Raw genomic sequence first — 20,948 nt, 5'->3', positions numbered from 1 at the left:
GACGACATACAGGAGCCGCCCATGCCTTCCTCTCCCTCGCCCCAGATGAAGACCGAACGCGTCCACCTCATGATGGCCCCCGCGGACGTGGAGGCGATCGACGACGTTCGGTTCAACCTCCGCTTTGGCACCCGCGCGAAGGCCATTCGATTCCTCGTAAAGCGCGGCCTGGAGAATGTGGCGGCGGAAGCCGGCGGGCTGGCCCGCCTCCCGGAGAAGGGCGCGCGCTGATGTCCGCTCGTCGCTCCCAGATCGATCCGAGAGACGTGCCTGCCGCCATGGCAGCGCGGCGCCTCGGCATGACAGAGGACGCGTTTGCTCGAGCTCTGCCGAACCTGGTTGCGCGGGGGTTTCCGAAGCAGGATCCCGACACGACGAACTTCGACCTGGCGGCGATCGACCGTTGGTGCGACGCTCGACACCCTCACCTGTTCGGGGGCGGCGTGGAGATGGGCGCCCGCGATGCCCGGACGGTGGTCTCCGACCGAATCGCCATGATGAGGGCCGGCCATGGTTAAGCGCGGCTGGCCCCGTCACTACGTCGTCAAGCGTGGTCGAGCATTCTGGCAGCCCACGCCGACCATGAAACTGGCTGGCTTCCAGCCGGTCAGGCTCGGCGTCGATGGCCCTTCAGCATTCAAGATCGCCGAGGAATGGAACCGACGTTGGGACGCCGCCCGCACCGGGCAGGCGCCATCGCCGGCCCTTGCCTCGGCAAAGAACCTCTCGCCAGAGATGTCGGAGGAGTTGACGGTTTACCCTCCCCGCTCACTCGGCGCGGCATTCCGGGACTATCGGAAGACTGAAGAATGGCGCCTCAAGGCGCCCCGCACACGGGAAGACTGGTGGCGCGGCTGGAAGAGAATCAAGCCGGTGTTCGGCGACGTAGATCCTCGCACCGTTCGCCTCAACGATGTCAGCGCATGGCGTGCGGCGATTGAAGCGACGGTGTCCCTCCGAGAGGCGCACCGCGCGCTGAAGATCTGGCGTGCCCTGTGGAAGGTTGCCGCCGCGCTGGGCTTTTGCGTCCGCGATGCCGATCCATCCCTTGGTGTTCGCAACAGGGCGGCAGCTGGCCGCAACGCGACGTGGACAGAGGGCGAAGCCGTCCGACTGTTCAAGCGCGCTTGGCGAATGGGCTTCCATGGCCTGGCAGCCGTGATCGCCGTCGCTTGGGACACCCAGATGTCCCCCGGCGATGTCCGTGCCCTCCGGGCATCACAGTTCGCGCGTGGCGGCACCGGAACGGTCTTCTTCACACAGCGCGGCAAAACCGGCGTGCCCGTCGGTGGCGCCCTCAGCAGCCGCGCGATAGCGGCGCTGAGCGCCTATCTTTCGCACATAGGTGTCGAGTTGCATGGCGAAGCATTCATCTTCCGCAATCGCTCCGGAGCTCCCTACTCCAAAGACACCTTGGGCGATGATTTCCGAGACGTCCGCGCGGCGGAGTTTGGCGACGGCGAACGCCGAATGCTTGGCCACGATTTCCGCCGTTCGGGTGCAGTGGAAGCGATCGTCGGCGGGGCGCTTCCCGCCGAGGTTTCTCATGCCATGGGCAACACCCTGGCAACAAGCAACGCCCTCTTCGCGACCTACGTGCCGATCAATGCCGCGACGATCCAAACCGTTCTGAAGGCGCGCCGGAAGGGCCGCACATTGCTGGATTGAGAACAGACCGGGGCAGAAAGTTGGAACGCGCCGGTCTGGGAAGTTGGAACAGCCAGAATCGACTAATACCAAGAGGTGAGAAAAATGAATGATTGCAATCAGGTAGATGGCGGGAGTGACGGGGCTCGAACCCGCGACCTCCGGCGTGACAGGCCGGCGCTCTAACCAACTGAGCTACACCCCCGGGCGACGGTTCCGAAGCTTGGCCCCGCGTCGAGTGGGGCGGGTGTTAAGGCACGCCCTCGCAGGTGTCAAGCGGCGGTCCCCTGCCCCCTGTGAATAGTCTCACCCCGGCAGGTGGGGACGACGCGTGCCGAGGATGCCGTCGACCAGCGCCATCGCGGCAATCAGCAGCGGAACCGACAGGAACGTTCCCGCCGGTCCCCACAGCCAGGTCCACAGCGCCATGGACAGGAACACCGCGAACGGGTTGAGCGCCACCCGCCGCCCGATGATCAGCGGCGTGAGGAACTGGCCCTCGATGCTGGTGATGACCAGAAACGCCGCGGCCGGCAGCAGGCCCTGCACGATGCCGGGAAAGGTGACGATGCCGGCCACGGCCAGAATCACCGTCGTCACCGCCGGTCCGACATAGGGCACGTAGTTGAGCACGCAGGCGATCACGCCCCAGAGTGGCGGGTTGGGCAGACCGAGCGCCCAGGTCACCAGGGCGGTGGCGATGCCAAGGCCGATATTGATGAAGGTCGCCGTCAGCAGATAGGCCCCCAGCCGGTCCTCGATCTCGCGAAACACGCGCAGGGTGGCGAGTCGCGTGGTGCGCGGGGTCATCACCTGCACCACGCGGCGCTTTATCTGGATGCGGCCGGCCAGAAAGAACAGCAGTGAGCCCAGGAACAGGATGAACTCGCCGATCACCGGCGTGACCATCGCCACCACGCTGCCGAGCACCTGCGAATCGGCCACCTCCACCACCAGCGACGAATCGGCGACGCGGCCGATCGACTGGACCGATTCGACGACCGAACTGATGGTTTGCAAGGCCGGCTTCAGCGCGGCGAACCGCTCCCGGAGCGTCTCGCCGATTTCGGGGGCGCGGTCGGACCACTCGGCGAGCGGACCGGCCAGCGCCGCCGCCAGCCCGTAGAACAGGCCGGCAATGCCCAGCACCATCAACATGGAACCCAGCCAGGTGGGAACACCCCGGCGGGACAGCCCCTCGATCGCAGGGCCGATCACACTGCCGATGATGACCGCCGCGACGATGGGAATCAGCACGGCCCGGGCCACCACCATTGCGGCGCCCACCAACACGACGGCGCTGGCGATTATCGCGATCTGGCTGAGGCGGCGCCAGGCTCGTTCCGTCCGGCCCTCGGACGGCCCGCGCTTCGGCGCCACCGTTCCGCCGGTCACGCCACGCCCCATGTCGATCCCCATGTCTTCCCCCACATCTGCGCCTCACAACGTGCTGGAGGTATCGTCGGTTCCCGCCCTCCTCCATTGCATCAGCGACGTTTGGCGCTTATTGACGCGCGGCGTGGCGCTGAAGGGCGGCCGGGCGCATCGCGCCCCGGACAGCCATGAGCAAGGGAGCATGACCTTGGGCACGGCCCAGTCACAGAACACCTCCGTCGTCGAGACGACCGCGCGGGACATCAAGCTGCGCGAACGGGTGCGGCGCACGCTTGCCATCGAGGCCAAGGGCCTTGCCGCGCTGAGCGCCGCGATCGAGGCCGATCTTGGCGACGCGGTGGAAGGCGCCATCGGGTTCATCGAGCGGGCGCGCGGGCGCGTCATCGTCACCGGCATGGGCAAGAGCGGCCATATCGGGCGCAAGCTCGCCGCCACCTTCGCCTCCACCGGCACCCCGGCGCTGTTCCTGCACGCCGCCGAGGCGAGCCATGGTGACCTCGGCATGGTGACGCCCGACGACGTGCTGCTCGCCATCTCCTGGTCGGGCGAGACCTCCGAACTCGGCGACATCGTGCACTATGCCGGCCGCTTCGCCGTGCCGCTGCTCGCCATCACATCCAACGCGGAAAGCTCGCTCGGCCGCGCCGCCGATGTCGCGCTGGTGCTGCCGCGCGTCGAGGAAGCCTGCCCGAACGGCCTTGCGCCAACCACCTCCACCCTCATGCAACTGGCCATCGGCGACGCGCTGGCGGTGGCGCTGCTGGAGCGTCGGGGATTCTCGGCCTCCGATTTCCGGGTGTTCCACCCCGGCGGCAAGCTCGGCGCGCGGCTGCTGAAGGTCTCCGACCTGATGCACCAGGACGCGCAAATGCCGCTGGCGCGGCTCGGCACGCCGATGAGCGAGGTACTGATCGAAATCACCGGCAAGCGCTTCGGCTGCTGCGGCGTGGTGGACGATGCCGGTGCATTGATCGGCATCGTGACCGATGGCGACCTGCGCCGCCATATGAGCGGCGAATTGCTGGTCACGCCGGTGGAAAAGGTGATGACCTCCTCGCCCTTCGTGGTCGACCCGCGGGAACTCGCCAGCGCCGCGCTTGGGCAGATGAACCGCCGCCCGGTCCCCATCACCGTCGTATTCGCGGTGGCGGAGGGCAAGCCGGTCGGCATTCTCCACATCCACGACATCGTACGCGCCGGCGTCCTCTGACCCGCGCCCCACCAAGGAACATCTCATGAGCGGCTCTGGCGCCAACTCCGTGGTCTCCGTCGGCGATGTGCGCTTCGGCAATGATCTGCCGCTGGCGCTGATCGCCGGCCCCTGCCAGATGGAAAGCCGCGAACACGCGCTCGAATGCGCTGCCGCGATCAAGGAGATTGCCACCCGGCGCGGCATCGGCGTGGTGTTCAAGACCTCCTTCGACAAGGCCAACCGCACGTCCATCAAGGGCGCGCGCGGCATGGGCCTGAAGGCCGCCCTGCCCGTGTTCGCCGAGATTCGCGAGCGCTACCGCATGCCGGTGCTCACCGATGTGCACGAGAACGACCATTGCGCCCCAGTCGGCGAGGTGGTCGATATCCTGCAGATTCCGGCCTTCCTCTGTCGCCAGACCGACCTGCTCATCGCCGCCGCGGCAACCGGACGGGTGGTCAATGTGAAGAAGGGGCAGTTTCTCGCCCCCTGGGACATGAAGAACGTCGTCGCCAAGCTCACCGAGAGCGGCAACCCCAATGTGCTGGTGACCGAGCGCGGCGTGTCCTTCGGCTACAACACATTGGTCACCGACATGCGGGCATTGCCGATCATGGCCGCGACCACGGGCGCGCCGGTGATCTTCGACGCCACCCATTCGGTGCAGCAGCCCGGCGGACAGGGCACCTCGTCGGGCGGCCAGCGCGAATTCGTGCCGGTTCTGGCGCGGGCGGCGGTGGCGGTCGGCATTGCCGGCGTGTTCGTCGAAACCCATCCCGACCCGGACAAGGCCCCGTCGGATGGACCCAACATGGTGCCGCTGAACCAGTTCGAGGCGCTCATCGCCCGGCTCCAGGCCTTCGATCGGGTGGCCAAGGACAGCGCCGACTGAGCCGGCTCAGGTTGCCTTCGCGGCCCGCCGCAATGCGGCGGCGCCCCGCCAGAGCTGCCACAGCCGGCCGAGGGCGGGCGTCGCCGGCACCGCCGCGAACGGGTCGTGCGGACGCTCCATGCGGGCGAGATCGCCCGGCACCAGCATCAGCGGCAGGAAGGCCGGGAGTTCGGCCGCCGTGACGCCGGCCAGCGCCGCCCGTGCCGCCTCGTAATGCCGGCGGGCCAGGCCGCGCATGGCGCCGAGTGCCGCGTCGAGCGCCGGGCTGGGCCGGCCCGATACCGCGTCTTCACGGGTCAACCCATGCGCCTTGAGCAGGTCGAGGGGGACGTAGCACTGGCCGCGCCGCGCCTGCCGCGGGAAGGACCGCAACAGCCCCGTCACCGCGCAGGCGACGCCGGCATGGCCCGCCGCCTCGGCCGAGGCGGCACCCGCCTGCGGCGCCAGCACCAGCGCCGCCAGCCGGATTACCGCCGAGGCCGTCTCCCCGGCATAGCCTTCGAGATCGTTCACCGTCGGCATCGGGTCGTCATACAGATCGAAGATCCGCGCATCGATCAGCGCGACCAGGCTCTCGCGCGGCAGGTGGTGGGCCTCGATCGCGTCGAGCAGCGCCGCCGCCACCGGATTGGCGCGCACATCGCCCCGCGCGCCGCCCGTCAGCGCCTCGCTCCACCATTGCAACCGCACCTCCCCGGCCATCGGGTTGGTGATCGCCTCGCGCACCCGAGACACCTCGGCATTGAAGGCATGGAGGGCGAACAGCGCGCCGCGCCGCTCGGCGGGGGCGAACAGGTCGGCAATGTAGCGGTCGCGGTCGAGATCGCGCACCAGTGTCGCGCAATACTCCGTGTCCGTGGTCAGGCTCGGCCGGCTCATGTCTCGGGTCCGGAGGGTTCGGGCGCGTCGCTCAGGGCAGCGCCAACAGCGCGGCGGCGACCGCGCGGCCCTCCGCCAGAAGCACATTATAGGTCGAGGCAGCCGCCCTGGTAGGCATGGCGTCGACCGAGAGCCCGGCGTCGCGCAGCCGCCAGCGCAGCGCGTCAGGAAGCGGCCACGGGTCCGGGCCGGTGCCGATCAGCAGCAACTCGATGCGCCCTGCCTCGGCGAGCACGCGCGCCAGCGCCACCGCGTCGATCTCGCTCGGCTGGCGCGGCGCCCAGGCGTGAATGCCCGAGGGCAGCGCCAGCACCGACCCCTCGGAAGCCATGCCGGCGAAATGGAAGGCGCCGCGCCCATAGCCGTCGATCGGTACCTGATAGGGCAGATGGGCGTCGGGCGTCGCCATTCGTCACAATCCGGTTCGGCCCGCCCGAACGCCCGCGCTCACGGCGCCAGACGCTCGGCCTTCGCGTTCGGGCCCTTGCTCTCCGGCTTCTCCGCCAGCGTGCGGGTGGACACGCCGAGATAGATCAGCAGCGGCGAAGCGATGAAGATCGACGTGTAGGTGCCCACCAGCACCACACCGAACATCATGGTGACCGAGAAGCTGTGGATCGCCCGGCCGCCGAACAGCACCAGCGCCAGCAGCGCCAGCGTCACCGTGACATGGGTGATGACCGAGCGCGACAGCGTCGAATTGATCGACGCGTTCAGCAGTTCGTCGGTCGGCATCTTCTTGTAGCGCCGCAGCATCTCGCGGATGCGGTCGTAGATGACGATGGTGTCGTTCAGCGAGTAGCCCAGGATGGTCAGCAGCGCCGCCACGCTGGTCAGGTCGAAGTCGATCTGGAAGATCGCCATGAACCCGATCGTCAGCACGATGTCGTGGAAATTGGCGATCGAGGCACCGAGCGCGAACTGCCATTCGAAGCGGAACCAGAGATAGACGAGGATGCACAGCACCGCCATCATCAGCCCGACGATGCCGTAGCTCAGCAGTTCCTGCGACACGCGCGGGCCCACGACTTCGACGCGGCGATATTCCACCCCCTCGCCCAGCGCGGCGCGCACCTTGCCGACCACGGCCTGCTGCGCCTGTTCGCCGCCCGGCTGCTGGGCGACGCGGATCAGCACCTCGCCCTCGCCGCCGATCTCCTGGATCTGCACCTCGCCGAGGTCCAGCGCCTCCAGCCTGGAGCGGACATCGCCGATGTTCAGCGTGTTGTTGGCATAGCGCACTTCGAGCAGCGTGCCGCCCTTGAAGTCGATGCCGAAATTCAGGCCAAGCGTGAAGAACGCCACCAGCGCCACGATCGACAGCAGGGCCGAGATCGGGAAACTGATCCGCCGGAAGCGGATGAAGTCGAATTTCGTGTCGTCCGGAACGATGCGGAGCAGACGCATGGAGAGGCTCGCCTTTCTCAGATCGGCACGCGCTGGGGGCGCCGCCAGCGCACCCACAGCGCCACCATAAGGCGGGTCAGCGTGAAGGCCGTGAACACGGTGGTGATGATGCCGATGCCGAAGGTGATGGCGAAGCCGCGCACCGGGCCGGAACCGACATAGAACAGCACCGCCGCCGCGATGAAGGTGGTGATGTTCGAATCGAGGATGGTCGCCAGCGCACGCGAGAAGCCGGCATCGATCGCCGAGATCGCCGACCGTCCCGCCCTCGCCTCCTCGCGTATGCGCTCATAGATCAGCACGTTCGAATCGACCGCGATACCGACGGTGAGCACCACGCCGGCGATGCCGGGCAGCGTCAGCGTCGCGCCGAGCATGGCCAGAACGCCGAAGATCATGCCCACATTGATCGCCACGGCGATGTTGGCGATGACGCCGAACAGGCCGTAGGTGGCGATCATGAACAGCGCCACCAGCGCCGCCCCGACAATCGAGGCGATGAGACCGGCCCGGATCGAATCCGCGCCCAGCCCCGGCCCGACCGTGCGCTCCTCCACCACCTGCAGCGGTACCGGCAGGGCGCCGGCGCGCAGCAGGATGGCGAGGTCGTTCGCCTGCTGAACGGTGAAATTGCCGCTGATCTGGCCCGAGCCACCGAGGATCGGCTCGCGAATCACCGGCGCCGAGATGACCTGATTGTCGAGGATGATGGCGAAGGGCCGCCCGACATTGGCCTGCGTGGCCTCGGCAAAGCGGCGCGCGCCATTGGTGTTGAAGCGGAAGGTGACCACCGGCTCGCGGGTGTTCGGGTCGAAACTCGGCTGCGCGTCGGTAAGGTCTTCGCCCGCCACCAGAATGCGCTGCTCGATCAGGTAGGGAACCGGCGGATTGTCCTGCGAATACAGGATTTCGGTGCCTGCCGGCGCGCGGCCCTGCAGCGCCTGCTGCGGGCTCATCGTGGTGTCGACGAGGCGGAAGGTGAGTTGCGCGGTCTGGCCCAGCAGCGCCTTCAGACGCGAGGGATCCTGCAGGCCCGGCACCTGCACCTGGATGCGGTCGGCGCCCTGGCGCTGGATCGACGGCTCGGTGGTGCCGAGCTGGTCGATGCGCTTGCGGATGATCTCGATCGACTGCGCCACCGCCTGGATGGTGCGGGACTGGATGCCTGCCGAGGTCGGCGTCAACGCGATGACGTTGCCGTCGCGCGAGACATCGGTGTCGAGCTGTCCGCTCGTCGACATGGGGCCGCCAAGCGGTTGCGCCAGCGCACGCAGCTGCGTCAAAGCGGCGTCGGCATCCTGGCCGTCGCGGATGCGCACCTGCACCGCGTCGCCCTGGATGGCGAGGCCGGTATAGCCGATCTTGGCATCGCGGAGGACGCGGCGCGCGTCGTCGCGCAGATGTTCCAGCCGGACCTTGCGCACCGATTCCGCGTCGACCTGCAGGACGATGTAGGACCCGCCCTGAAGGTCGAGGCCCAGCACGATCTTGCGCTGGAGGAAGCCCGGCAGGCTCTCATAGGCGGTCGGCGACAGCAGGCTCGGCACTGCCATGAGGCAGATGATGGCCGAGACCGCCAGGATCGCGAACGCCTTCCATTTCGAGAAATAAAGCATTGGGTTCCTTCCGGCCGCCCTAGCGGTTACGGCCGCAAGAGGTCAGCGTTCAGGACTCGGCATCTTCCTTGGCCGGCTCGCCCTTGGCGCGAACCTCCGAGATCATGCCGCGCAGCTGGCGAATCTTCACGCCTTCCGCGAGCTGCAGTTCGATCTCGCTGTCGTCGATCACGCGCGAAACCTTGCCGATCAGGCCCCCGGAGGTGACGACGGTATCGCCGCGGCGCACGCTCTTCACCATTTCCTGGTGCGCCTTCACCTTCTTCTGCTGCGGGCGCAGAATCAGGAAGTACATGATCACGAAGATCAGCACGAAGGGCAGCAGAGACATCAGCATGTCGGTACCGCCGCCCATGGAGGCGGCCTGCGCGTAGGCGGGCGTAATCAACATGTCGGTTCCTTGTCCGTCGATCGAAGGCGGGCGGAAGGCCCGGCGAAGCGGCGCGGACTATACTGAGGCGCCCGCCGAATGCAAACGCCCTCGGCATGACCGTGGGTCACAGCCGCGCCAGGGAGTACCCGCCGTTACGGTTCCGCTTGTCCCATGGCGCGGGAATGGCTATTCCCCCTCGCGGAGGAGCCTCACCATGACCCACACACCGGACGACCTCGGCGCCGTTCTCACCCGCATCGCCGAGGCGCTCGAACGGATTGCCCCGGCCCGCGCGGCACACGCCAACTTTACCCAGGCCGACGCCTTCGTCTGGCATGCCGAGGATCGCCGCCTCGAAGCCGTGCCGCGCGTCAGCCGGGTGGAGATGGAGCTGCTCAAGGGCATCGAACGCACCCGCGACATGCTGCTGGACAACACGCTGCGCTTCGCCCGCGGGCTGCCCGCCAACAACGCGCTGCTGTGGGGCGCGCGCGGCATGGGCAAAAGCTCGCTGGTCAAGGCCACCCACGCCTCGGTCAACCGGCAGATGGCGGCGGAAGGCCAGCCCCCGCTCAAGCTGGTGGAAATCCACCGCGAGGACATCGAGACGCTGCCGGCGCTGATGAGCCTGGTGCGGCCGGCGCCGTTCCGGTTCGTCATTTTCTGTGACGACCTCTCCTTCGATGCCGATGACACCTCCTACAAGTCGCTGAAGGCGGTGCTGGAGGGCGGCATCGAGGGACGGCCGGAGAATGTCATTTTCTACGCCACCTCGAACCGCCGCCACATTCTCGCGCGCGAGATGGTGGAGAACGAGCGCTCGACCGCCATCAATCCCGGCGAGGCGGTGGAGGAGAAGGTCTCGCTGTCCGACCGTTTCGGCCTGTGGCTCGGCTTCCATAAATGCAGCCAGGACGAGTATCTGGCGATGATCGACAGCTACATCGCCCATTTCGCCATCCCCATCGAACCGGAGACGCTGCGACAGGAAGCCCTGGAATGGTCGACCACGCGCGGGGCGCGTTCGGGCCGCACGGCGTGGCAATATGTTCAGGATGTCGCGGGGCGGCTTGGCGTGCCCCTGTCGGAACCGCCGGCCGCCCCGCGCTGACCGGCGCCGAGGTCCAAACGTCGCGCCGGAAATCGACGGCGGAGCACGGCGGCTCCGCCGGGGAAAGCAATGCGGCTCAGAGGCCGGCGAGATGCTGCGAGGGATCGACCGGCTGGGAACCCTTGCGAATCTCGAAATGCACCTGCGGCGACGTGACGTTACCGGTCTGGCCTGCTTTGGCGATCACCTGCCCGCGCTTGACCGTGTCGCCCTTCTTGACGTCGAGCGTGCTGTTGTTGGCGTAGGCGGTGACCCAGCCATCCGCGTGCTTGATCAGGACCAGATTGCCATAGCCCTTCAGCTCGCTGCCGGCATAGGCGACGACACCGTCCTCGGCGGCCTTCACCGAGGTGCCCTCGGGCACCGAGATGTTGATACCCTCGTTCTGCTGGCCACCGGGCTTGGGCCCGAAGCCGGAGATGACGCGCCCGCGCACCGGCCATCGGAACTGTGGGCCGGCGGCAGCGGTGCGGATGTCGTCCGGCGTCTCGGAGGGCTTCACGGCGGCGATGGTCTGCGGCTTCGGCCCGGCCGGTGCCTGCGCGACGGGCGTGCTGGCGGGCTTGGCCGGCGCGGAGGCGACCACCGGCGTGGGCTTCGGCGTGGCAGGAGCGGCGGGCGCCGGCTTCGGCGCGGCGGCGACAACCGTGCCGCCCGAGGCGCCGGGAATGGTGAGCTTCTGGCCGATGCGCACCATGGCGTTGATGTCGATGCCGTTGGCACTCGCCAACTCGCCGCGCGAGAGGCCGTTGTTGCGGGCGATCGAGCTCAGCGTCTCACCCGGCGACACCACATGCGCGCCGCCGGTGGCGGAGGCCTGCGCGGCCGGGGTGCGAACCGGCGCGGCGGCGACCGGCGAGGAGAGTTGCTGCGGCTGGCTGCCATAGAGCGGCTGGGTACCGCCATAGCCGGCCTGAGCGGGCGCCGCCGGCGAGACGCGGGCCGGAGCGGCGGCGACCTGCGCGGGGGCGCCGTAGGGGGACGAACCGGCAGCGGGAGCGCCATACGGCGCCGGGGAACCATAGGGGGCGGGCGTGCCGTAGGGCGCCGGAGAACCATAGGGAGCGGGCGTGCCATACGGCGCCGGCGCAGGGTAGGCGCTGGCAACGGGCTGCCCGATCGGCGCCAGCGGCACCCCGGAAGCGGACCCACCCGCCATCGGGGCGCCCTGCACCGAACCGGTCGGGGCGGCGGCGACCGACCCCGTATAGGTAGGCGAGGAGGCGAACGGATTGCTGTTGGGACTGTTGAACCGGGCGGAATCGGCGCTGCAGGCGGCCATTCCTCCAGCCATCAGCGCGACGAAGGAAATCCGCATGAGGGGACCGCTACCGGACGCCGTCAGAAAATTACGCATCGCACCCCACCCGAACGCTGGACTCGGTGAGATTTATGCGTCGTACAGGTAAACAGCCGCTTAAGCCGAAACCTGCACGTCAGGAAAAATGGCGGATTCCGGGCATTCTCAGAGTACCGCGGCGATACCGGGGAGCATCGGCACGAAGCGCACCAGCGCCAGTTCGCGGGTCTCCAGCCCCTGTAGCCCGCGCCGGTAGCGCATCAGGAACTGAGTTCCCTCCGCCGGCCCGACCGGGGCGACCAGTATGCCGCCCATGGCCAATTGCTCGAAAAGCGCCGGCGGCACCTGCTCCACCGCGGCGGTCAGCAGGATGCGGTCGAACGGCGCACGCTGCGGCACGCCCGCGCGCCCGTCGGCGACCAGCACCTCGACATTGGCGATGCCGAGCGAGGCGAGCCGGCGCGCCGCCGCGTCGGCCAGCGTGCGGAAACGCTCCACGCTCACCACATGGCCGGCGATGTTGGCGAGGATGGCGCTTTGGTAGCCAGAGCCGGTGCCGACCTCCAGCACGCTGTGCGAGGGGCCGAGTTCGAGCGCCTCGGTCATCAGCGCCACCACGGTCGGCTGGCTGATGGTCTGGCCGCAATCAATCGGCAAGGCGAGGTCCCGCCAGGCGACAGGGCGGAAGGCCGGCTCGACGAAGCGCTCGCGCGGCACCTGCTCGATGGCGCGCATCACCTGCCGGTCGCGCAGGCCGCGCTTGCGCAGCGCCAGCAGCAGTTCGGCGCGCTGCAGGTCCTCGTTCTCGCCGGCGTCGCTCACGGGCGGCCTCCCTGCCCCAACCGGAACGGCCCCATGGGGTCAGCGCGGCTTCGAGGCGATGACCGGCTTGGCGAAGACCTGGGCGAGCCGGGTCATCATCGGCTCATCGGTCATGTCGAGCCGCAGCGGCGTCACCGAGATGCAACCCTCGTCGAGCGCGTGCAGGTCGGAGCCGTTCACGGTCTCGAAGATATGCTTCTCGAAGGCGATCCAGTAATAGGGATTGCCGCGCCCGTCGGCACGCCCGTCAATGCGCAGCAGGTTCTGGTCGCGCCGACCCTGCGCCGTCACCGCGATGCCGCGCACGTCGTCCACCGGCCGGTTGGGGAAGTTCACATTGACCACGATGCCGGCGGGAATACCCTCTTCCAGCAGCGTGCGCACCACCTGCGGGCCCCAATGCTCGGCGACGTCATAGGGTGGCGCCTTCCTCGTCTCCAGGCCATAGGCCTGCGACAGGGCGATGGAGGGGATGCCCAGCACCGTGCCTTCCATGGCGCCGGCCACCGTGCCGGAATAGCCGACATCCTCGGCGACGTTCTGGCCGCGATTGACGCCGGAGAGCACGAGGTCGGGCTTGTGATCGGCGAGGATGTGCCGCACCGCCATGATGACGCAATCGGTCGGCGTGCCCTTCACCGCGAAGCGCTTCTCCTCCACCTGCCGCAGCCGCAGCGGATCGGACAGCGAGAGCGAATGCGACACGCCCGACTGGTCGGTTTCCGGTGCCACCACCCACACATCGTCGGAGAGCGCCCGGGCGATGCGGGCGCAGGCCTCCAACCCCGGCGCGTGGATGCCGTCGTCATTGGTCACCAGGATGCGCATCTGTCCTCGCTTTTACCTTCGACGTCATCCCCCGAAGCGAAGCGCCGCGCCGGGATCGTTCTGCGACCTGCCGCGATCCCGGATATCGCTTTGCGGCGATGCCGGGATGACGGCCCGTCTTCCGCTCAGTTCTTCTCGATCCGCGTCAGCCCGCCCATATAGGGCACCAGCACCTCCGGCACCGTGACCGAGCCGTCCTCGTTCTGGTAATTCTCCAGGATCGCCACCATCGCCCGGCCGACCGCCACGCCCGAACCGTTGAGCGTGTGCAGATAGCGCGGCGCCTTGGCGCCCGCCGGGCGGTAGCGCGCATTCATCCGCCGCGCCTGGAAATCGGTACAGGTGGAGCAGGAGGAAATCTCGCGATACGCGCCCTGCCCCGGCAGCCAGACCTCGATGTCATAGGTCTTGGCCGAGGCGAAGCCCATGTCGCCGGTGCACAGCGTCATCACCCGGAAATGCAGGCCGAGCTTCTTCAGCACCGCCTGCGCGCAGGACAGCATGCGCTCATGCTCGTCCGCCGACTGTTCCGGCGTGGTGATGGAGACCATCTCCACCTTGTTGAACTGGTGCTGGCGGATCATCCCCCGCGTATCGCGCCCCGCCGACCCCGCCTCGGCGCGGAAGCAGGGGGTGAGCGCGGTGAAGCGCAGCGGAAGTTCCTCCTCGGAGAGGATGGACTGGGCGACGAGATTGGTCAGCGGGACTTCGGCGGTGGGGATGAGCCAGAGGTTTCCAGAATTCTTATAATCCAAAAGTTCTTGTAACCCTTCACCAAAGGCCTTCGCCCGCAACTCGTCCTTTTCCGCTTCGCTAAGCATCATCATCTCAATGCTCGCCAACTTTGCGCCGCTGGCTTTGCCAGAAGTATGACCAAATTCGGAGAGCTCAGCGGTCGTAATCTCTCGGGTTGCGGCGAACTGATCATCCCGGAACTTCGGCAGTTGCGCGGTGCCGAACATGGCGGCATCGTTCACCAGCACCGGCGGCGCGACTTCCATGTAGCCGTGTTCTTCGGTGTGGGTGTCGATGAAGAACTGGCCGATGGCGCGCTCCAGCCGGGCGAGCTTGTTCTTCAGCACCACGAAGCGCGCACCGGAGAGCTTGGCGGCGGCCTCGAAATCCATCTGGCCGAGGTCTTCGCCGATCTCGAAATGCTGCTTCGCGACAAAAGGAAAGCCGATCTTCTGCCCGACCAGCGCGATCTCGACATTGCCGTGCTCGTCCGCGCCTTCCGGCACCTCGGGCAACGGCACGTTGGGAATGGCGGCGAGGCGGTTGTGCAGTTCGCCCTCGGCCGCCTTCACCTGTCCTTCCAGCGCGGGAATATCGGTCTTGAGCGCCCCGACCTCGGCCATCAGCGCCTCGGCGCGGTCGTTCTCGCCCGCCTTCTTGGCGGCACCGATCTCCTTGGAGGCGGCGTTGCGGCGGGCCTGAAGCTCTTCCAGCTTGCCGATGCCGCCGCGCCGGGTCTCGTCGAGGGCGATCAGCCCGTCGACCAGCGCCTTCGCCTCGGCTTCATCCGTGCCGCGCCGCACCAGCGCGTTGATGAGCCCTTCCGGCTCCTCGCGGATCCACTTGATGTCGTGCATGGCAGTCTCGCCTTCAAACGCGCCTGTCCCCGCCTCACGCAGGGCATGCAGGGACGTAGCCAATCGGGAAGGCGGGGACAAGTGCGGTTCGTCCGGAGGACACTGAGCCCTCTCCGGTAGGATACCGTCCCGGCCGAGCCAGACGCCGGCCGGGATCGCCCGCCCGGAGCGTCGAACGGTCCCGGCGACGGGACGACGGCCGGGTTGCGTCAGACGGCGGAACTCTCCGCCGCCTTGGCCGCCGCGCGCTTCTTCTTTTCGACCAGGCGCACGAGGTAGACTGAGACCTCGTAGAGAAGCAGGGTCGGGATGGCGAGCGCGAACTGACTCACAATGTCCGGCGGGGTCAGCACCGCCGCCGCGATGAACACGCCGACGATGGCGTAGCGCCGCGCCTTGCGCAGCTGGTCCGAGTTGACCATGCCGATCTGCGCCAGCAGCGTCAGGATGACCGGCAGCTGGAAGCAGATGCCGAAGGCGAAGATCAGCGTCATGATCAGCGACAGATATTCGCTGACCTGCGGCAGCATGGAAATTTCCGGCGAATCCGGCCCCGCCATCTGCTGCATGGAGAGGAAATAGGTCATCGCCAGCGGCATGGCGACGAAATAGACGAAGGCCGCCCCGATGAGGAAGCAGACCGGCGTCGCCACCAGATAGGGGCGGAAGGCGTTCTTCTCGTGGCTGTAGAGCCCCGGCGCGACGAACATGTAGATCTGCGTCGCCACGATGGGGAAGGAGATGAATGCCGCCCCGAACATGCCGAGCTTGATCTGGGTAAACAGGAATTCCTGCGGCGCGGTGTAGATGAGCTTCACGTGCTCGGTGCCGCCGGCCGCGAACTCATAGGGCCAGAGCAGGATATTGTAGATGAACTTGCCCAGCATGAAGCAGGCGAAGAAGGCGATCAAGAACGCGATCAGCGACTTGATCAGCCGGGTGCGTAATTCGATCAGATGCTCGATCAGCGGAGCCTTGGAAGCGTCGATTTCGTCCTGGCTCATGTGGCCGGCCCTTCACTGCCGGAGGTCGGCTTGACCTTGACGCGCGGCTTGGTCGCCCGCTTTGCCGGCGCGGCGGGTGCGGCGTGATCGAGCGAGGCGACCGCTTCGGATACTTCCGGCTCGACGGCTTCCGGCGTGGCGGCAGGCTTGCGCGCCGCGCGCCGGGCGGCGGGCTTCGGTGCCGCGGTTTCCACCACCGAGGAGGCGCCACGCGCGCGCTTCGGCTTCGGGGCCGGTGGGGCGGACTCGGCAGGCCCGGATTGCACCGGCTTGACGTCGGCGGCTTTGATGTCGGCGGCTTTGGCGTCGGCAGGCGCCATCGCCGTCTGCGGCCTCGGCGCGTCGGGTGGGGAGGACGCGGTGTCGAGCCCGGCGGTGGCGGCGCGAACCTCGTCCTCCACCGTCTCGAACGGGTGCGGCTCCAGATCGCCGGTCGGCGGCAGCGCGTCCTGCGCCACCTCGGCCGGCGGCAGGCCGGTGCCGGCCTCGACGCTGCCGGTCGGCGCCTTCAGATCGTTCGCGATATCCTGCAGCGGATTGGTTGGCAGCGCGTTTTCCGGGATCGCCTTGGCAATGGTGTTGCGCGCGTCGCTCGCCATGCCGGCAAGGTCGTTCTTGAGGCCGCTCACGCTGTCCTTGAGGTCGGAAAGCTCCGCCTCGCGCAGCGCCTCGTTGAACTGCCCCTGAAACTCGCCCGCCATGCGCCGCAGCTTGCGCACGCTCTGGCCCACCGTCCGCAACACGCGTGGCAATTCGTTCGGCCCGATCACCACAAGGGCAACCACGCCGATGACGAGAAGCTCCGTCCAGCCGATATCAAGCATGCATTACGCGGGGCCGCTGATGGCGACCCTCCCCGATCGAAAAGCCGTGAGGCCGGACTTAGCTGACCTTGCTCTGCTCGGCTTCCACCTTCGACTGGTGATCGATCGAACGCGCCGGCTCGCCCGGCTTCGCCGCCGTGTCGTCGTCGTCGGCCATGCCCTTCTTGAACGCCTTGATACCCTTGGCGGCATCGCCCATCAGCTCGGACAGCTTCCCGCGCCCGAAGAGGAGGAGCACGACCACCAGCACGATGATCCAGTGCCAGATGCTCAACGAACCCATGACATAACTCCCTTGTCCGAAGCGCCGCCGGCCCCTCGCGGCCGCGCATCGCAATTGAACCCGGACACTAGGGCCGCCCCGCGGCGAAGACAAGAACCTCCGCCGGATCGATGTTCACTCCGACGTCATGCCCACGCAATAGGCCGGCCGTGGTGCGTCGACGTGCCACCAGCGGCCGGTCCAGCCCTTCCACCGCCACTTCGTAGAGGTCGAGCTCGCCGAGGAACCGGTGGGTGACGATTCGTCCCGGCACACCCGAGCCGGGCGCCTTCAACTCTACCCCCTGCGGACGGATCGCCGCCACCGCGCGGCTTCCTTCGGCAAGGTCCGGCGCGTGCAACCGGCCCAGCGGGGTGTCGACCCGCGCACCGCGCACCACCCCCTCCACCTCGTTGATTTCGCAGAAGAACCGCGCCACGTCGAGATCGGCCGGGTGGCGGTAGAGTTCCTCCGGCGGCCCCACCTGGACCAGCTTTCCCTTGCGCATCAGCGCGATCCGGTCGCCGAGCCGCATCGCCTCTTCCGGGTCGTGGGTGACGATGATGCAGGTGGCGCGGGCGTCGCGCAGCACCTTCAGCGTCTCGGCGCGCACACTGCCCCGCAACCGACTGTCCAGCCCGGAGAACGGTTCGTCCATAAGGAGAATGCCGGGGCGCGGCACGAGCGCGCGGGCCAGCGCCACGCGCTGCTGCTCGCCACCCGACAAAGCATGTGGATAGCTTTCCGCATAGGCTTCGAGCCGTACCCGCTGGAGCGCCCGCAGCGCCTCGTCATGCGCGCCCTCGCGCCCGAGGCGGCGCAGCCCGAAGGCGACGTTCTCGACATTGGTGAGGTGCGGAAACAGAGCATAGTCCTGGAAGACCAGGCCGATGGCGCGCTTCTCCGGCGGCACGAAGGCATCGGGTCCGGCCACCACCTGCCGGTCGAGCAGGATACGCCCCGTGGTCGGCCGCTCGATGCCGGCGATCAGCCGCAGCAACGTCGTTTTCCCGCAGCCCGACTGGCCGAGCAGGCAGATGATCTCGCCCGGCTCGACGGTGAGGCTGACGCCCCGCACCGCCTCCACCTCGTCATAGCCGTGCCGCACATCCTCGATCACCAGCCGGCTCGCGAGCGAGACCGGCGTGCGGGAAGGCGTGGACGGCATGGCGGCTCCTGTCGCTGCGGGCGTGGCAGGTGAATTGGCGAGATGCTCGGGAATGACGTCAGTCCTCGCCATCCGGATCGCCTTCGGGTTCCGGCGCGAAGGACAGTTCGAATTCCGGCTCCAGCGGGTCCTCGTCATCCTTCAGCCCGGGATCGTCGCTCGGCAGCGGCACGGTGAGGCCGGCCGACACCCGCGAGTCGATCAGCCCGGTGCCGCGCAACTCATCAAGGCCCGGCAGGTCCTGGATGGCATCCAACCCGTAATGGACCAGGAAGGTCTCGGTGGTGCCATAGGTAACCGGCCGGCCCGGGCTGCGACGGCGCCCGCGCAGGCGTACCCAGCCGGCGGCCAGCAGCACGTCGAGCGTGCCCTTGTTGGTCGAGACGCCGCGTATCTCCTCGATCTCGGCACGGGTGACCGGCTGGTGATAGGCGATGATGGCGAGCGTCTCCAGCGCGGCGCGGGAGAGCCGGCGCGGCTCCGGCTTGTCGCGGGCGAGCAGAAAACCGAGGTCCGGCGCGGTGCGCAGCATCCATTTGCCGGCCACCCGCACGAGATTGAAGCCGCGATCGGCGTAATCGGCGGAAAGCGCGGTGAGCAGGGCGCGGGCGTCGGCGCCTTCCGGAAGGCGGGCGGCGATCGTCGCCTCGTCGAGCGGCTCGCCGGCGGCGAACAGCATCGCTTCCAATAGGCGCAGGCCGGGATCGCGGGCCGGCGCAGACTGCGCCTCCTGCAGCGTCCCGGGGGCCGGCATCGGCCGGCGGGCGGCGTCGGCGCTCATGCGCCCTCCTCGGAAGCGTCGCGCCGGCTGCGTATCCAGATCGGCGCGAAGCTTTCCTCCTGCTGCACGTCGATCAGCCCCTCGCGCACCATTTCCAGCGTCGCCGAGAAGCCGGAGGCCAGCGCCGTGGCGCGCATCTTCGGATCGGCGATCCAGTTGAGCAGGAAGCCGTCGAGCCGCGCCCATTCGCCGTGCAGCGCCAGCCGGCCCATCAGCCGCTCCAGCCGGTCGCGGGCCTCGGCGAGCGAAATCACATTGCGCGGGGCAAAGCGCACATGCGACAGCGCCATCTTCTGGCGCTGCGCGCCATAGGCGGCGAGCAGGTCGTAAAGCGTCGCCTCGTAGACGACGGGACCGGCCGCCTGCAGCGGCTCCGGCGCGCCACGCGCGAACACCTCGTGACCGATGCGGTCGCGCGTCGCCAGATGCGCCGCCGCGGCGCGAATCTGCTCCAGCCGGCGCAGCCGCTCGGCGAGGTCGGCCGCGAGGTCGGAGGCGCTCGGCCCCTCCTCCTTCGGCGGATCGGGCAGCAGCAGGCGCGATTTGAGATAGGCCAGCCACGCCGCCATCACCAGATAGTCGGCCGCCAGTTCAAGCCGGATGCGCCGCGCCTCCTCGACGAAAAGCAGATACTGCTCGGCGAGCTGAAGAATGGAAATGCGGTGCAGATCCACTTTCTGGGTCCGCGCCAGCGCCAGCAGAAGGTCCAGCGGCCCCTCGAAGCCATCGACATCGACCACCAGCGCGGGCTCGCCCGCCTGGCGCACGGCATCGGCATCGAAGGTGAACTGGCTTTGAACCATGGGAACCGCGGCGATGTTCAGAACGCCGCGATCATAGCCGAAAAACGCGTCTGCGCCTCGCTTCGCTCAATTTCTTCCGCCGGCGTGAGGCGAGCCAGCGCAGCCGCGCAGCGTCGCCCGGCATCGCCCGCCAGCACCGGCGAGCGCGACGCTACTTCCGCCATCTCGTCGAGCCGCCCGTTGCAATGCAGCGCCAGGTCGCAGCCGGCGGCGAAGGCGGCCTCGGTGCGGCCCGCCAGCGAACCGGCCAGCGCGCCCATGGAAAGATCGTCGCTCATCAGTGCGCCATCGAAGCCGATATGGCCGCGAACGATCTCCTCGATCACCTTTTTCGATGTCGTCGCCGGACGATCGGGGTCGATGGCGGCGTAGACGACGTGTGCCGTCATGCCGAGCGGCAGGTCGGCGAGAAGGCGGAACGGTTCGAAATCGGTCGCCTCCAGTTCGGCCCGTGAGGTTTCGACCACCGGCAGGCTCTCGTGACTGTCGGCGCGGGCGCGGCCATGGCCGGGAATGTGCTTGAGCACCGGCAGCACGCCGCCACCGATCAGCCCCTCCGCCGCCGCGCGGGCGAGATGCGCCACCTGGGCGGGGCTCGATCCATAGGCCCGGTCGCCGATGATGCCATGGCCCTCGGGCAGACGCAGGTCGGCGCAGGGCAGACAGTCGATGGTGATTCCCAGCGCCGCGAGATCGTCCGCCATCAGCCGCGCGCCCAAACGCGCCGCCTGCGCCGCGCCGTCCATGTCGCCGGCCTCGGCGCGGCGGGCAAAGACCTCGGCGGGCGGGTAGGCCGGCCAATGCGGCGGCCCGAGCCGCTGCACCCGGCCGCCTTCCTGGTCAGTCAGCACCGGCGCATCGACGCGACCGACAACGGCCCGGAAGGCGGCGACCAGCGCCGCCACCTGAGCCGGGCTCTCAATGTTGCGGCGAAACAGGATCAGCCCCCACGGCGCCGCCTCCCCAAGGAAAGCGACCTCGTCGGGCGTGAGCGAGGTGCCGGCACAGCCGGTGATGAACGCGCGCGGCGCGGGAACGGGGGTCATATCCGG

The 20,948-nt window shown here is 68.2% G+C and carries 23 protein-coding genes and 1 tRNA gene; 6 read left to right on the top strand and 18 right to left on the bottom strand.

What is annotated here, in order from left to right; genetic code table 11:
- Positions 1 to 21 precede the first annotated feature (21 nt).
- Genes KHC23_RS10895 through KHC23_RS10885 form a run of 3 tightly spaced genes read left to right on the top strand, consistent with a single transcriptional unit; the run spans position 22 to position 1,668 of the window.
- Entirely contained in the window at positions 22 to 231 is a 210-nt protein-coding gene (locus tag KHC23_RS10895; protein ID WP_213372358.1) for a hypothetical protein, read from the top strand.
- Positions 231 to 518 (top strand): hypothetical protein, encoded by a 288-nt coding sequence (locus KHC23_RS10890; protein WP_213372356.1) that lies wholly within the window; start codon positions 231 to 233, stop codon positions 516 to 518. Before KHC23_RS10895 ends, KHC23_RS10890 begins: the two co-directional genes overlap by 1 nt.
- Entirely contained in the window at positions 511 to 1,668 is a 1,158-nt protein-coding gene (locus KHC23_RS10885) for a tyrosine-type recombinase/integrase (RefSeq protein ID WP_213372354.1), read from the top strand. Before KHC23_RS10890 ends, KHC23_RS10885 begins: the two co-directional genes overlap by 8 nt.
- A gap of 107 nt (positions 1,669 to 1,775) precedes the next feature.
- Here the strand turns inward: KHC23_RS10885 and KHC23_RS10880 are convergent.
- A tRNA-Asp gene (locus KHC23_RS10880) sits at positions 1,776 to 1,852 on the bottom strand.
- 101 nt (positions 1,853 to 1,953) lie between these two features.
- Positions 1,954 to 3,066 (bottom strand): AI-2E family transporter, encoded by a 1,113-nt coding sequence (locus KHC23_RS10875; protein ID WP_246544503.1) that lies wholly within the window; start codon positions 3,064 to 3,066, stop codon positions 1,954 to 1,956.
- Between the two features lie 163 nt (positions 3,067 to 3,229).
- On the opposite strand from KHC23_RS10875, the gene KHC23_RS10870 reads away from it, so the two are divergent.
- Together KHC23_RS10870 and kdsA are read left to right on the top strand one after the other, a co-directional pair.
- Positions 3,230 to 4,252 (top strand): KpsF/GutQ family sugar-phosphate isomerase, encoded by a 1,023-nt coding sequence (locus KHC23_RS10870; RefSeq protein ID WP_246544575.1) that lies wholly within the window; start codon positions 3,230 to 3,232, stop codon positions 4,250 to 4,252.
- 25 nt (positions 4,253 to 4,277) lie between these two features.
- Positions 4,278 to 5,126 carry a 3-deoxy-8-phosphooctulonate synthase gene (kdsA, locus tag KHC23_RS10865; protein ID WP_213372350.1) on the top strand — a complete coding sequence of 283 codons (849 nt, stop codon included), beginning with the start codon at positions 4,278 to 4,280 and terminating at the stop codon, positions 5,124 to 5,126.
- A gap of 6 nt (positions 5,127 to 5,132) precedes the next feature.
- Here the strand turns inward: kdsA and KHC23_RS10860 are convergent, their stop codons facing one another.
- Genes KHC23_RS10860 through yajC form a run of 5 tightly spaced genes read right to left on the bottom strand, consistent with a single transcriptional unit; the run spans position 5,133 to position 9,419 of the window.
- Positions 5,133 to 6,005, bottom strand: a complete 873-nt coding sequence (locus KHC23_RS10860) for a phytoene/squalene synthase family protein (RefSeq protein WP_213372347.1) — start codon at positions 6,003 to 6,005, stop codon at positions 5,133 to 5,135.
- Between the two features lie 31 nt (positions 6,006 to 6,036).
- The gene (locus KHC23_RS10855) at positions 6,037 to 6,414 is read right to left on the bottom strand and encodes an Mth938-like domain-containing protein (protein ID WP_213372345.1); all 378 of its coding nucleotides are present in this window, start codon (positions 6,412 to 6,414) and stop codon (positions 6,037 to 6,039) included.
- A gap of 38 nt (positions 6,415 to 6,452) precedes the next feature.
- Positions 6,453 to 7,412, bottom strand: coding sequence for a protein translocase subunit SecF (gene secF, locus KHC23_RS10850; protein ID WP_213372343.1), 960 nt, complete (start codon positions 7,410 to 7,412; stop codon positions 6,453 to 6,455).
- A gap of 17 nt (positions 7,413 to 7,429) precedes the next feature.
- Entirely contained in the window at positions 7,430 to 9,028 is a 1,599-nt protein-coding gene (gene secD, locus KHC23_RS10845; protein ID WP_213372341.1) for a protein translocase subunit SecD, read from the bottom strand.
- Between the two features lie 49 nt (positions 9,029 to 9,077).
- A complete protein-coding gene (gene yajC, locus KHC23_RS10840; protein WP_213372339.1) occupies positions 9,078 to 9,419 on the bottom strand; it encodes a preprotein translocase subunit YajC in 342 nt (113 codons plus the stop codon).
- 196 nt (positions 9,420 to 9,615) lie between these two features.
- Here yajC and KHC23_RS10835 point away from each other — a divergent pair, with 196 nt between their 5' ends.
- Positions 9,616 to 10,512, top strand: a complete 897-nt coding sequence (locus KHC23_RS10835; protein WP_213372337.1) for an ATP-binding protein — start codon at positions 9,616 to 9,618, stop codon at positions 10,510 to 10,512.
- Between the two features lie 76 nt (positions 10,513 to 10,588).
- Here KHC23_RS10835 and KHC23_RS10830 read toward each other — a convergent pair whose 3' ends face one another.
- From KHC23_RS10830 to nagZ, 11 genes are all read right to left on the bottom strand, one after another.
- The gene (locus KHC23_RS10830) at positions 10,589 to 11,794 is read right to left on the bottom strand and encodes a M23 family metallopeptidase (protein WP_213373211.1); all 1,206 of its coding nucleotides are present in this window, start codon (positions 11,792 to 11,794) and stop codon (positions 10,589 to 10,591) included.
- Between the two features lie 183 nt (positions 11,795 to 11,977).
- On the bottom strand, positions 11,978 to 12,634 hold the full coding sequence (locus KHC23_RS10825) for a protein-L-isoaspartate(D-aspartate) O-methyltransferase (RefSeq protein WP_213372335.1): 657 nt from the start codon (positions 12,632 to 12,634) through the stop codon (positions 11,978 to 11,980).
- A 39-nt stretch (positions 12,635 to 12,673) separates the two neighbouring features.
- The gene (surE, locus tag KHC23_RS10820) at positions 12,674 to 13,462 is read right to left on the bottom strand and encodes a 5'/3'-nucleotidase SurE (RefSeq protein WP_213372333.1); all 789 of its coding nucleotides are present in this window, start codon (positions 13,460 to 13,462) and stop codon (positions 12,674 to 12,676) included.
- A 125-nt stretch (positions 13,463 to 13,587) separates the two neighbouring features.
- Positions 13,588 to 15,054, bottom strand: a complete 1,467-nt coding sequence (gene serS / locus KHC23_RS10815; protein WP_213372331.1) for a serine--tRNA ligase — start codon at positions 15,052 to 15,054, stop codon at positions 13,588 to 13,590.
- Positions 15,055 to 15,263: 209 nt separating this feature from the next.
- Positions 15,264 to 16,058 (bottom strand): twin-arginine translocase subunit TatC, encoded by a 795-nt coding sequence (gene tatC, locus KHC23_RS10810; RefSeq protein ID WP_213372329.1) that lies wholly within the window; start codon positions 16,056 to 16,058, stop codon positions 15,264 to 15,266.
- Positions 16,055 to 16,882 (bottom strand): Sec-independent protein translocase protein TatB, encoded by an 828-nt coding sequence (tatB, locus tag KHC23_RS10805; protein ID WP_213372327.1) that lies wholly within the window; start codon positions 16,880 to 16,882, stop codon positions 16,055 to 16,057. Before tatB ends, tatC begins: the two co-directional genes overlap by 4 nt.
- A gap of 58 nt (positions 16,883 to 16,940) precedes the next feature.
- Complete coding sequence (locus tag KHC23_RS10800) at positions 16,941 to 17,165, bottom strand: twin-arginine translocase TatA/TatE family subunit (protein WP_213372325.1); 225 nt, start codon at positions 17,163 to 17,165, stop codon at positions 16,941 to 16,943.
- Between the two features lie 67 nt (positions 17,166 to 17,232).
- Entirely contained in the window at positions 17,233 to 18,312 is a 1,080-nt protein-coding gene (locus KHC23_RS10795) for an ABC transporter ATP-binding protein (protein ID WP_213373210.1), read from the bottom strand.
- Positions 18,313 to 18,370: 58 nt separating this feature from the next.
- Entirely contained in the window at positions 18,371 to 19,093 is a 723-nt protein-coding gene (gene scpB, locus KHC23_RS10790; protein WP_213372323.1) for an SMC-Scp complex subunit ScpB, read from the bottom strand.
- Complete coding sequence (locus tag KHC23_RS10785) at positions 19,090 to 19,896, bottom strand: segregation and condensation protein A (protein WP_213372321.1); 807 nt, start codon at positions 19,894 to 19,896, stop codon at positions 19,090 to 19,092. Before KHC23_RS10785 ends, scpB begins: the two co-directional genes overlap by 4 nt.
- A gap of 17 nt (positions 19,897 to 19,913) precedes the next feature.
- Positions 19,914 to 20,942 (bottom strand): beta-N-acetylhexosaminidase, encoded by a 1,029-nt coding sequence (gene nagZ / locus KHC23_RS10780; protein ID WP_213372319.1) that lies wholly within the window; start codon positions 20,940 to 20,942, stop codon positions 19,914 to 19,916.
- Between the last annotated feature and the right edge of the window lie 6 nt (positions 20,943 to 20,948).

Source organism: Ancylobacter dichloromethanicus, from assembly GCF_018390645.1.
Taxonomy (GTDB): domain Bacteria; phylum Pseudomonadota; class Alphaproteobacteria; order Rhizobiales; family Xanthobacteraceae; genus Ancylobacter; species Ancylobacter dichloromethanicus.
Note: the sequence above shows the minus strand (reverse complement) of the source record. Positions and strands in the feature narration are given on the sequence as shown.

Excerpts from the sequence above, each read along its gene's own strand:
- KHC23_RS10895 (WP_213372358.1), top strand. The coding sequence starts at position 22 with ATGCCTTCCTCTCCCTCGCCCCAGATGAAGACCGAACGCGTCCACCTC.
- KHC23_RS10890 (WP_213372356.1), top strand. The coding sequence starts at position 231 with ATGTCCGCTCGTCGCTCCCAGATCGATCCGAGAGACGTGCCTGCCGCC.
- KHC23_RS10885 (WP_213372354.1), top strand. The coding sequence starts at position 511 with ATGGTTAAGCGCGGCTGGCCCCGTCACTACGTCGTCAAGCGTGGTCGA.
- KHC23_RS10875 (WP_246544503.1), bottom strand. The coding sequence starts at position 3,066 with ATGGGGATCGACATGGGGCGTGGCGTGACCGGCGGAACGGTGGCGCCG.
- kdsA (WP_213372350.1), top strand. The coding sequence starts at position 4,278 with ATGAGCGGCTCTGGCGCCAACTCCGTGGTCTCCGTCGGCGATGTGCGC.
- KHC23_RS10860 (WP_213372347.1), bottom strand. The coding sequence starts at position 6,005 with ATGAGCCGGCCGAGCCTGACCACGGACACGGAGTATTGCGCGACACTG.
- KHC23_RS10855 (WP_213372345.1), bottom strand. The coding sequence starts at position 6,414 with ATGGCGACGCCCGACGCCCATCTGCCCTATCAGGTACCGATCGACGGC.
- secF (WP_213372343.1), bottom strand. The coding sequence starts at position 7,412 with ATGCGTCTGCTCCGCATCGTTCCGGACGACACGAAATTCGACTTCATC.
- secD (WP_213372341.1), bottom strand. The coding sequence starts at position 9,028 with ATGCTTTATTTCTCGAAATGGAAGGCGTTCGCGATCCTGGCGGTCTCG.
- yajC (WP_213372339.1), bottom strand. The coding sequence starts at position 9,419 with ATGTTGATTACGCCCGCCTACGCGCAGGCCGCCTCCATGGGCGGCGGT.
- KHC23_RS10835 (WP_213372337.1), top strand. The coding sequence starts at position 9,616 with ATGACCCACACACCGGACGACCTCGGCGCCGTTCTCACCCGCATCGCC.
- KHC23_RS10830 (WP_213373211.1), bottom strand. The coding sequence starts at position 11,794 with ATGGCCGCCTGCAGCGCCGATTCCGCCCGGTTCAACAGTCCCAACAGC.
- surE (WP_213372333.1), bottom strand. The coding sequence starts at position 13,462 with ATGCGCATCCTGGTGACCAATGACGACGGCATCCACGCGCCGGGGTTG.
- serS (WP_213372331.1), bottom strand. The coding sequence starts at position 15,054 with ATGCACGACATCAAGTGGATCCGCGAGGAGCCGGAAGGGCTCATCAAC.
- tatC (WP_213372329.1), bottom strand. The coding sequence starts at position 16,058 with ATGAGCCAGGACGAAATCGACGCTTCCAAGGCTCCGCTGATCGAGCAT.
- tatB (WP_213372327.1), bottom strand. The coding sequence starts at position 16,882 with ATGCTTGATATCGGCTGGACGGAGCTTCTCGTCATCGGCGTGGTTGCC.
- KHC23_RS10800 (WP_213372325.1), bottom strand. The coding sequence starts at position 17,165 with ATGGGTTCGTTGAGCATCTGGCACTGGATCATCGTGCTGGTGGTCGTG.
- KHC23_RS10795 (WP_213373210.1), bottom strand. The coding sequence starts at position 18,312 with ATGCCGTCCACGCCTTCCCGCACGCCGGTCTCGCTCGCGAGCCGGCTG.
- scpB (WP_213372323.1), bottom strand. The coding sequence starts at position 19,093 with ATGAGCGCCGACGCCGCCCGCCGGCCGATGCCGGCCCCCGGGACGCTG.
- KHC23_RS10785 (WP_213372321.1), bottom strand. The coding sequence starts at position 19,896 with ATGGTTCAAAGCCAGTTCACCTTCGATGCCGATGCCGTGCGCCAGGCG.
- nagZ (WP_213372319.1), bottom strand. The coding sequence starts at position 20,942 with ATGACCCCCGTTCCCGCGCCGCGCGCGTTCATCACCGGCTGTGCCGGC.